Consider the following 9,036-nt stretch of genomic DNA (forward strand, 5'->3'; position numbering starts at 1 on the left):
GGCCCCCCCACGCTAGTTATGGTTCCGATGACTAGCCTTCTGTTGCCAAGGCTTTGTCACGGTAGCCGCGAGTTTCCCTGGTGGCTTCTTCATTGGAGTTCAGTGATGGATCCAAGGAGATGACACCGTACTGGTACTGGGTGCGGCCATAGACCACAGCGTGCTCGCCGGTGGCTTCATCGATGAAAAGGTAGAACGGATGGCCGACCAGTTCCATGCGGTCCACTGCGTCATCAACGCTCATCACTTCTGCAGGGAAGGACTTGCGGCGGATGACCACTGGCGAGTACTCGGCGTTGGCCTCGACTTCGGCAGCTTCCGCGGCTTTCTGGGCTTCGATGGTTTCTTCAACCAAAGACTTGCCGCTCGATGCGGTAGGCAGGCCGCCAGTTGCCTGGTGGACAGCCAGCGGGGTGTGGTTGCCGCGATGCACCTTGCGCTTGTCGCGGGCCTTGCGCAGGCGTTCAAGCAGTTTTGCGAACGCGATGTCGAAAGCCGCGAACTTGTCAGCGCCGCGAGCCTCGGCTCGAATTGCTGGGCCACGGCCAACAACGGTCAATTCAACGGACAGTGCAGTGCTCTGATCACGAGCGTGTGCTTCTTTGAGGACCTTGACGTCGATGCGCTGTATTTTGGTGGCCAGCTGGTCAACCTTGGTGATTTTCTCGTCAACATACTCACGGAAACGATCCGAAATGGTGATGTTGCGTCCGCTGTAGTTCAGCTCCATGGTGTCCTCCAATAGGGAGTCGGGTGACACAACAGTCCGAAAGTTCCATCCTTTCGGACTGAAGATGGGCTTTTAGCTGCATCTGTGATGCATCCCATACTTCACCTTATGCCACCGTGGCCAAGATTCAAGTATCCGGGCTCACAATTTCCGATCGCGGTAAGCGTAATTACTGTTCAGGTGCATTATTTGGCGGTCTCGTCAAAGACAGTACCACCGCGCTGGTGACGTCATATCCTGCCTCATGGCAGGCCATGGCCGCGTGCCGCAACGTAGAACCGGTGGTTAGGACGTCGTCGACCAGGATGACCGGCTGGCCATTGGCGCTGGCACGCTCGGCTACGAAATGGGTCCGGCCGCCGCGCCGGTCTGAACCGCTCTTGGTTTTCTGCGCCCCGCCCAAGGCGGAACCGAGGCGGTAGTGCAGCAGCGTGCGGCACTCTAGATCTGCCGACAGCAGCCCGCGAGCGAAGCCGTGGTCGAGCATCGTCTTCACCGGAGAGTAGCCACGCTGCGCTGTTGCCTTGAGCGAACTGGGCACCGGCACCACCAGGGTAGGAAGATTCGCGCGCTGCGGGATGCATCCGGCGTTCAGCGCGGCAGCAAGATAAGGGGCGAAGAGCGAGACGAGGAAGTAGCGCTGCTTGTTCTTGAATGCCAGCAAAGCCCGAGCCAGCTCCTTGCCGTAAGCGCCGCAGGAACTAACGGCAAGCTGCTGGCCGAGCGCGGGAAGCTCGACATAGAGATGATGCGTGTCCGGCAGGGGCGGCAGGCTCAGTTGGCGTTGGATTTCACTGCGGCATTCGGGGCAAAGCCGAAAATCTGCCCGGGCGCAGACCGCGCAACAGGCCGGAAGCAGGAAGTTCGCGATTTCCCTGGTGCCGAATCCCAGCCAGCGCATGGGCCTGCTGCGGGACAGCTCATCGACGCACCGCAGCCACTCTTCGGGAATTTCCATACGGCCAGACTGGCCGATGAACCGCGTCGATCGGTCTGGTCGCCAACGAGTTGTGGAGCAAGGTCCTGCTTAGCCGGGATAGGCGACGTCCTGGGCAAAATCCTCAAGCTCGTGCCAGGAATTGCCCACGCGGGTATACAGCTTCTCGTTGGTCTCGGCATACACTTCGCGGCGGCTGCCGACACCGGTAGCGATGCCGACCATGCCCAACAGCAGCTGCAGGTGCTCGCTGCCGCCTTCGAAGGTGATCTGGGCCGCTTCAACAGCTTGGTCATCACCGAGCTCGGCAACAATAATGGATCTGTCCGAATCCCATAGCGCGGTATTCACCGGAACTTCTGGATAGATCTTCATTGGCGAATCCGTGAGTCCGCGGGGCACACCTTCAGCATCGCGGATCACGCCGGCGACGTAAACCGACGTGGTCTTGCCGATGGTTGCCACGATCAGCGCCCGCGCGCCGTCACGGGAAATCCGCAAGGAATCGATCTGGGCATCTTCCAGCCAGGCCACATCGATTGGACGGGCTTCACCCTTCATTTCGGTGTCGGCAGGGACCGCCCTGATCGGGGTCGCTGCCCCGTTATCCGCGGTCCAGGTCCAGCCGGCCAGATCCATGGACGGCTGGATGAGCTCCTCGCCCTCCAGCGAAAGGCGCAGGCTGCCCTTGTCGTCAATCCCCCACAGCTGGGTGCGGCGGCCGTTGAGGAAGGCATAGCGATTGCCGACCGGAGACATGGCCGGGTCCCGTGGGTTGTATCCGGAAATATCCGGGACGCCGCCCACCGGAATGATCGAGAGTCCCTTGACGTAGACCAAGTACTGGTCCGAAATGCCGATCAGCGTATCTTGCGTGCTGGGGTTGGACGTAGCCGGCTCGAAGTTAGTGTCTTCGGTCGAAAGGTTGACTTCGTTTTCCTCCCGCAGCAGCTTTACCGAGTCCACCGGAGCTAGGCTGGTCAGCGTGGCTTCCATCTGCTGCTTCATCAGCAAGATGCTCCGGTCGGTAGCATCTGCGAAGGTATTGGAGTTCAAATCGATGGTCGCTTCGCCATCGCGCACCGGCACCGCTGAACGCACCAGTCCGCTGGCCGTCGAGAATGCGGAGACGACAGCATTTTGCAGGTACGGGGCTGGTCCTGCCAACAAGGCTTCCACCATCGACGTGGTGGTGCCCGAACCCGAGGTGAACCACCGTATGTCGGGAACCAAATAGGCGAAGCTCGCATCGTAGAAGTACAGGGTCTGCGCGGCAAAGATCTTGGTGAACGTCGAGGCTTCGAGCATCGTGCCGTCCGGGGCTTTGGTAATGCGCCATTCGTCGTCTACCTTGGCGACTTCGATATCCACTGCACGGGTCGAGTGATCCGGGTAGTCGGTGCGCACGCCATGCGCGTCGACTTCACCGGTGATTTCGAGCTGGATGGTGTACTTGTTCGCATCGGCCCCGTTGACCACATTGAAGGCATCGTAGATCAGCGTCTGCGTATCACCGCGCCAGGTGTTGCTCAGCTGCGCGTCCATGAATTCGCGGGAGACAGCATAATCTTCGGATACCGAACGCCCAGCCTCGACGAACCCCTCGACGATGGCCCTGGCATCAGCACCTGCTGCCGGTCCATCGGCCGCATAGCTGTAGCTTTCAGCCCCGCTGGTGTCGGTTCCGGCTTCAATCTGCTGGACGGTGGAAGTTCTGGGAATCGAGGCGCAGCCAGAGATCGCAAGCGCAGCAGCAAGGATGATCGCGAGGCTGGAAAAGAATTTCTTCCGCATCAGCTCTCCCCTTCCTTCTTCTGCTCGTTGCTGCCGAGGTTCGGATTGGTGACATCGTCATCTGGCGAATCCGCATCCAAATCCGGATCAAGAACCAGCGGCGTGTATCCGATCTTTGGCACTTCACCGGTCAGCGGGAAGCTGTCTCCCAAAATCACCGTAGCCAGGCTTTCAGGAACTGGCGGTTCCAGTGGAAGCGGCGACGAAGCTATCTCCAGGTCCTCGCTGCGTGGCAAGGTCAGTCGGAAGACCGAGCCGACCCCCGGCTTGCCCCACGCTTCCAATCGGCCATCGTGCAACCTGGTGTCCTCCATCGAGATCGACAAGCCCAGGCCGGAACCTCCGGTGGTCCGTGCACGGGCCGGATCAGCGCGCCAGAATCGGTCGAAGACGTGGTTGCACGCCTCTTCGGACATGCCGATGCCGTAGTCGCGCACGGTGATCGCCACCGCGCTCTGGTTAGCGCCGATGGTGATATCGATTGGCTTGCTTTCACCGTGCTCCACCGCGTTGAGCACCAGATTGCGGATCACACGCTCGACGCGGCGCGGATCCACTTCTGCGACGCAACCGTCGCTGGGCGCGTTCAGGCGGATGAGCGAACCGTATTCATCAGCCACCGGGGTGGCGATATCGATAACCTTGCGGGCTATGACGTTCAAGTCCGTTGACTCACGGTCAAGCACCGCGACACCGGCATCGAAGCGGGACACTTCCAGCAGGTCATTGAGCAGGTGCTGGAAACGCTCGATCTGGTTGTACATCAGTTCGGCCGACCGCGCGGTAAGCGGATCGAAGTCCTCGCGGGCATCGTGGATCACTTCGGCAGCCATGCGCACGGTGGTCAGCGGGGTGCGCAATTCGTGCGAGACATCGGAAACGAAGCGTTGCTGCATGGCCGAGAGATTATTCAATGCGGTGATCTGCTCTTGCAATGAATGGGCCATGTGGTTGAAGGCCGTCCCCAATCGGGCCACCTCGTCCTTGCCGGCGACCTTCATTCGGCGGTCGAGGTCACCGGAAGCAATCCTCTCCGAAACATACGCGGCATCGGCCACCGGGCGGACCACGGTACGGGCGACCGACCACGCAACGAAGCCAACCACTGCCAGCAGAATCAGCCCGGTGAAAGCCATCGCACGATTGATGAATTCGAGGGTATCCTGCACGCTGGACAGGTCGTAGACCAGATACAGTCCGTACTCGCGTCCAGGCGGAATCAGTACCTTGGTGCCGACAATGAGACCGGGCTTGGTTGCGGTATCGGCACCCAGCTCGATGGAACGCCAATAGATGCCTTGCTCCCCTGCAACCCGCTCCGCGAGATCGCCAGGGATCACGCGGGTGGTCAGGGAACCGGAGGCCATTGGCCCAACATAAAGGCTTTGGTCACCGGCAATGGGCATCAGCACGAAATCGCGGACTACGGTTGCGCCATCGCCTTCCAGGGAAGCCAAGGTCGAATTCACCAGGGCCTGGGTGGAGGCGCGATCGGTGGTGGAAGCCGATTCGAGAATGGAGCGGGCCTGGACCAGGCCGCGTTCCGATTCCTTGGATATCTGGTTCACGCGCTCTTCGAAAAGCGTGGAGGCGATCTGGTTGGAAAGGAAGGCGCCGGCGGCAACCAAAGCCAGCGCGGTGAAAAGCAGCGTCGAAATGACGGTGCGGAACAGCAGGTGGCGTTGCCAACGCAGCTTGGCGGTGTGCCAGGGACGCTTGATCCACTGCTCGATTTTGCTCCACCGGGCGGGTTTGGACTGCGACTGGGCATGCACATCGACCGGAACCAACTCTGCACCGGTCGACGTGTGCGAACTCAACTTGCCGAACCAGCCTTGTATCCGACACCGCGAACGGTCTCGATAATCTGCGGCTTCTCCGGGTCAATTTCAATCTTCGAGCGCAGGCGCTGCACGTGCACGTTGACCAAGCGGGTATCTGCAGCGTGCCGGTAGCCCCAGACGGCTTCCAGCAGCTGCTCGCGGCTGAAGACCTGCCATGGCTTGCGGGCCATGGTGACCAGGAGGTCGAATTCCAGCGGGGTCAGCGACACGACATCGGTTCCGCGGGTCACTCGGTGCCCGGCCACGTCGATGGTCACTTCGCCAACTTGCAAAGTCTCCGCGGCGTGGGTTTCGCTTGGACGCAAACGGGCTCGCACGCGGGCCACCAGCTCGGCTGGCTTGAAAGGCTTGGGCACGTAGTCATCGGCACCGGATTCCAGCCCGCGGACAACGTCGGCAGTGTCCGACTTGGCGGTGAGCATCACGACGGGAACGTCGGATTCCGCGCGGATCTGCTTGCATACCTCGATGCCGTCAATGCCAGGCAGCATCAGGTCAAGGAGCACCAGGTCGGGGTTCGCTTCACGGAATGCTTCCAGAGCACCGGAACCGTCGTAGCAGAATGAGGCATCGAAGCCGTCATTTTGCAGGACAATGCCAATCATTTCAGACAACGCTTCGTCATCGTCAACGACTAAAATCCGTGCCTTCATCCCATGTCCCCCTGAAACCGTAGGTTTGAGGTTTCAGCCAACTGGCCAAACCGGGTAGATCCGCTACCCCACTATTCCTAAGATACATGATCAACCGCCCTTTTCGGGCTGTGACCGGCAGGAATCAGGCAGTTAGCTACGCATCGACGCGTGTCTGCTCCAACGCTTGGGCATAACTGGCCAGCCGTCGCAGGTTCTCGATGGCCTGCGCCGAGCTGCTGCGCGAGAAGTCTCCACGCGGCATCAGGGTTAGTGCACCTAGCTGCCCCAAGCCCAAGCCCAGCTGACGCCAAGGACGAAGAATGGAGTTCACCCCTTCTACAACACCTGGTGCCCGGGTTCCGGGGGCGAGCACCTGCAAGAAGACGCGGCCCCCGCCTTCGACAAGTCCCGCTACCCGCTCCCACTTGCGGTGCGTCAAGCCTCCAGGGTCGATGACCAGCGCGCCGGCACCGGCTTGGTGCAGCAGATCTACCCGTTCAATCCAGTGTTCATCCTGGGTAGGCAGATTCAGCAGCGAGGTGACCCGTTGGCCTTCGGCCTCGCCAGCGAGCACCTTGAAGAACTGCGCATAGGCGCTTCGCACTTCGGCGCGTGGGATCGAGCGCAGGGTCCGGTATCCGCTGGCGGTACTGATTGTGCCGTCGAGCACGTCGCCCAGCAGCGGCTCATCAATCTGGATAGTGAAGTCCGCCAGCGAGGTAATGCGGGCCAGTCGGTCCAGATGCTCGCGTGCTCCGTGGGCGTAGGACTCGATGATGTCGCGGCGCGCCCCATGATCGCTGATCACCCGCTCCCCGTTCGACAGGTACAGGCTGGCGGCCAAGGTCCACGGACCGAGCAAGGTGAGCTTGAGGCGCTGGGCAGGTTTCGCTTCCGCGCCGAGTACATCAGCTAGCAGATTCTCGTCACTGCGCAGGATGCTGCGGGCACGACGGGCATCGATACCGTCCTTGGCACCGATCCTCCAGCCGTGCGGCTGCAGATCGAAGCCGAGGTCTGCCAGCAAGGTGGCGCTGCGCCCTACCGCATCGGCGCCGACGCCACGATCCGGCAGCTGCGGGAAGACCGCGAGGTTGGGTTCTCCCAATTCCCCGCGCACCACTTCGTGGATGGCCGACGGGTCGCTGCCCGGGAACTGGCAGAAAGCGGTGGCGTGAACATCGCGGCGTTCAGCGGCCTCGTGTTCCTGCTCAGTCATTGTTGTGCGAGTCAGAAATGTTCTGGTGGTGGCGGATGACTTCAGAGATCACGAAATTCAGGAATTTTTCGGCGAATTCTGGATCAAGATGCGCTTCGTGGGCCAGGGCGCGCAGGCGCTCGATCTGCGCCTTCTCGCGGCTGGGGTCGCTCGGCGGCAACTGGTGCTCGGCCTTCAGGACCCCTACGCGCTGGGTCGCCTTGAAGCGTTCAGCCAACAGGAAAACCAGCTGCGCATCGAAGTTGTCGATGCTGCCGCGGATGGCGTACAGCTCTTCGAGGACTTCATTCTGGACCTCGCCCTGCAACGAGCTGGCGTGCGGGTCGAATGACTGGGTGGTCTCAGTGTTCTTCGGCTCGTTCATGATCACCAGTTTACGGGTTCGCATGACGGATTACCCACAAGGTGACATGCCCCGGACACGGTGCCTGACCGTGCCCGGGGCATGCCCGTTGTTCCTTGATTGCCAGCTGCTCAGGAGGCGTTCAGCTGTTCAATCAGTTTGCGTCGCTGCGCCTGTTCGCGCGGGTCCGGAACCGGAAGCGAGGCGATCAGGCGCTGGGTGTATTCATGCTGCGGGTTGGCCAGGACCTTGGAGCCCAAGCCTTCTTCCAGCAAGGTGCCCCGGAACAGGACGCCCACCCAGGTAGCCAGCTGGTCCACCACTGCCAGATCATGCGAGACGAACAGGGCTGCGAAGCCCAGTTCGGTCTGCAATTCGCGGAACAGCTCCAGCACCTTGGCCTGCACCGAAACGTCCAGTGCGCTGGTTGGCTCATCGGCAATCAGCAGCTTCGGCTCCAAGGCCAGTGCGCGGGCCAGCGACGCGCGCTGGCGCTGGCCGCCGGAGAGTTCGTGCGGGTAGCGGTTGGCAAAACCGGCTGGAAGCTGCACGGCCTCAAGCAGTTCGGCCACCTTGTTGCGGGTCTGCAGCGGGTTCAGATCACGGTGCACGGCCAGTGGCTCGGCCACGCATTCGCCTACGGTCAAGTGCGGATTGAAGCTTGCCGCTGGATCCTGGAACACGAAGCCGATCTGCTCACGCAGCGGCTTGAAGGTGCGTTCCTTGAAGTGGGCCATCTCGTAGCCCAGCACCTTCAGCGAGCCACCGGTGATGCGGTTCAACCCCGCGATGCTGCGTCCGATGGTGGTTTTGCCCGAACCGGACTCGCCCACCAGTCCGTAGACCTCACCGGCGTGGATCTTCAGATCCACCTCATCGACCGCGGTGAAGCCCGGGACCCCGAGGCGTCCCGGGAAATGCACCTTCAGGCCCTTGGCTTCCACCAGCAATTCAGCATCCTGGTTCGGACGTTCGACTAGTCCCTCCGAGGCGCTTTCGCGCCCCAGGTGCGGCACGGCAGCCAGCAGGGACTTGGTGTAGTCCTCTTGCGGTGCTTCGAAGAGCTGGATCGATGGTGCTTGCTCAACGATCTGCCCCTGGTTCATCACGATCACGCGGTCGGCGATATCGGCCACCACCCCCATATTGTGGGTGATGATGACGATGGCGGTACCCAGCTGATCACGCAGGTCGCGCAGCAGCTGGAGAATTTCAGCCTGCACCGTGACATCCAATGCGGTGGTTGGCTCATCTGCCACAATCAGTTCCGGCTTCAGGGCCAGCGCCGCGGCGATGACCACGCGCTGCTTCTGGCCACCGGAGAACTGGTGCGGGTAGTAGTCCACGCGCTGCTCTGGATCCGGGATGCCGACCTGGCGCATCGCCTCGATGGCGCGCGTCCTGGCCTCCTTCTTGGAAATCCTGTTGTGCGCGCGGATGCCCTCCATGATCTGCCACCCCACGGTGTACACCGGGTTCAGTGCCGTGGATGGTTCCTGGAAGACCATGGCCACATCCCGGCCGCGCGCCGCGC

Annotated in this window: 7 protein-coding genes and 1 pseudogene; all 8 read right to left on the bottom strand. The window is 61.4% G+C overall.

What is annotated here, in order from left to right; translation table 11 throughout:
- Positions 1-31: 31 nt before the first annotated feature.
- Positions 32-730: a ribosome hibernation-promoting factor, HPF/YfiA family gene (gene hpf / locus ACNPN0_RS11570; protein WP_105656863.1), complete on the bottom strand. Its 699-nt coding sequence runs from the start codon at positions 728-730 to the stop codon at positions 32-34.
- A 169-nt stretch (positions 731-899) separates the two neighbouring features.
- Positions 900-1,688: a ComF family protein gene (locus ACNPN0_RS11575; protein ID WP_448938103.1), complete on the bottom strand. Its 789-nt coding sequence runs from the start codon at positions 1,686-1,688 to the stop codon at positions 900-902.
- 69 nt (positions 1,689-1,757) lie between these two features.
- A complete protein-coding gene (locus ACNPN0_RS11580; RefSeq protein WP_105656822.1) occupies positions 1,758-3,461 on the bottom strand; it encodes an LpqB family beta-propeller domain-containing protein in 1,704 nt (567 codons plus the stop codon).
- Positions 3,461-5,281 carry an MtrAB system histidine kinase MtrB gene (mtrB, locus tag ACNPN0_RS11585; protein WP_332498149.1) on the bottom strand — a complete coding sequence of 607 codons (1,821 nt, stop codon included), beginning with the start codon at positions 5,279-5,281 and terminating at the stop codon, positions 3,461-3,463. The genes ACNPN0_RS11580 and mtrB overlap by 1 nt, the downstream gene beginning before the upstream one ends.
- On the bottom strand, positions 5,278-5,958 hold the full coding sequence (mtrA, locus tag ACNPN0_RS11590) for an MtrAB system response regulator MtrA (RefSeq protein WP_105656824.1): 681 nt from the start codon (positions 5,956-5,958) through the stop codon (positions 5,278-5,280). The genes mtrB and mtrA overlap by 4 nt, the downstream gene beginning before the upstream one ends.
- Positions 5,959-6,094: 136 nt before the next feature.
- Positions 6,095-7,159, bottom strand: a complete 1,065-nt coding sequence (locus tag ACNPN0_RS11595) for a hypothetical protein (RefSeq protein ID WP_332485962.1) — start codon at positions 7,157-7,159, stop codon at positions 6,095-6,097.
- Positions 7,152-7,523: a chorismate mutase gene (locus tag ACNPN0_RS11600; protein WP_105656864.1), complete on the bottom strand. Its 372-nt coding sequence runs from the start codon at positions 7,521-7,523 to the stop codon at positions 7,152-7,154. The genes ACNPN0_RS11595 and ACNPN0_RS11600 overlap by 8 nt, the downstream gene beginning before the upstream one ends.
- A gap of 110 nt (positions 7,524-7,633) precedes the next feature.
- Positions 7,634-9,036 (bottom strand): annotated as a pseudogene (locus tag ACNPN0_RS11605) (dipeptide ABC transporter ATP-binding protein); the annotation flags it as partial.

The sequence above is a fragment of the Glutamicibacter sp. AGC84 genome (assembly GCF_053543575.1).

Bases quoted from the DNA above. Each gene is read 5' to 3' on its own strand.
- ACNPN0_RS11575 (WP_448938103.1), bottom strand. From the start codon at position 1,688: ATGGAAATTCCCGAAGAGTGGCTGCGGTGCGTCGATGAGCTGTCCCGC.
- ACNPN0_RS11595 (WP_332485962.1), bottom strand. From the start codon at position 7,159: ATGACTGAGCAGGAACACGAGGCCGCTGAACGCCGCGATGTTCACGCC.
- hpf (WP_105656863.1), bottom strand. From the start codon at position 730: ATGGAGCTGAACTACAGCGGACGCAACATCACCATTTCGGATCGTTTC.
- ACNPN0_RS11580 (WP_105656822.1), bottom strand. From the start codon at position 3,461: ATGCGGAAGAAATTCTTTTCCAGCCTCGCGATCATCCTTGCTGCTGCG.
- ACNPN0_RS11600 (WP_105656864.1), bottom strand. From the start codon at position 7,523: ATGAACGAGCCGAAGAACACTGAGACCACCCAGTCATTCGACCCGCAC.
- mtrA (WP_105656824.1), bottom strand. From the start codon at position 5,958: ATGAAGGCACGGATTTTAGTCGTTGACGATGACGAAGCGTTGTCTGAA.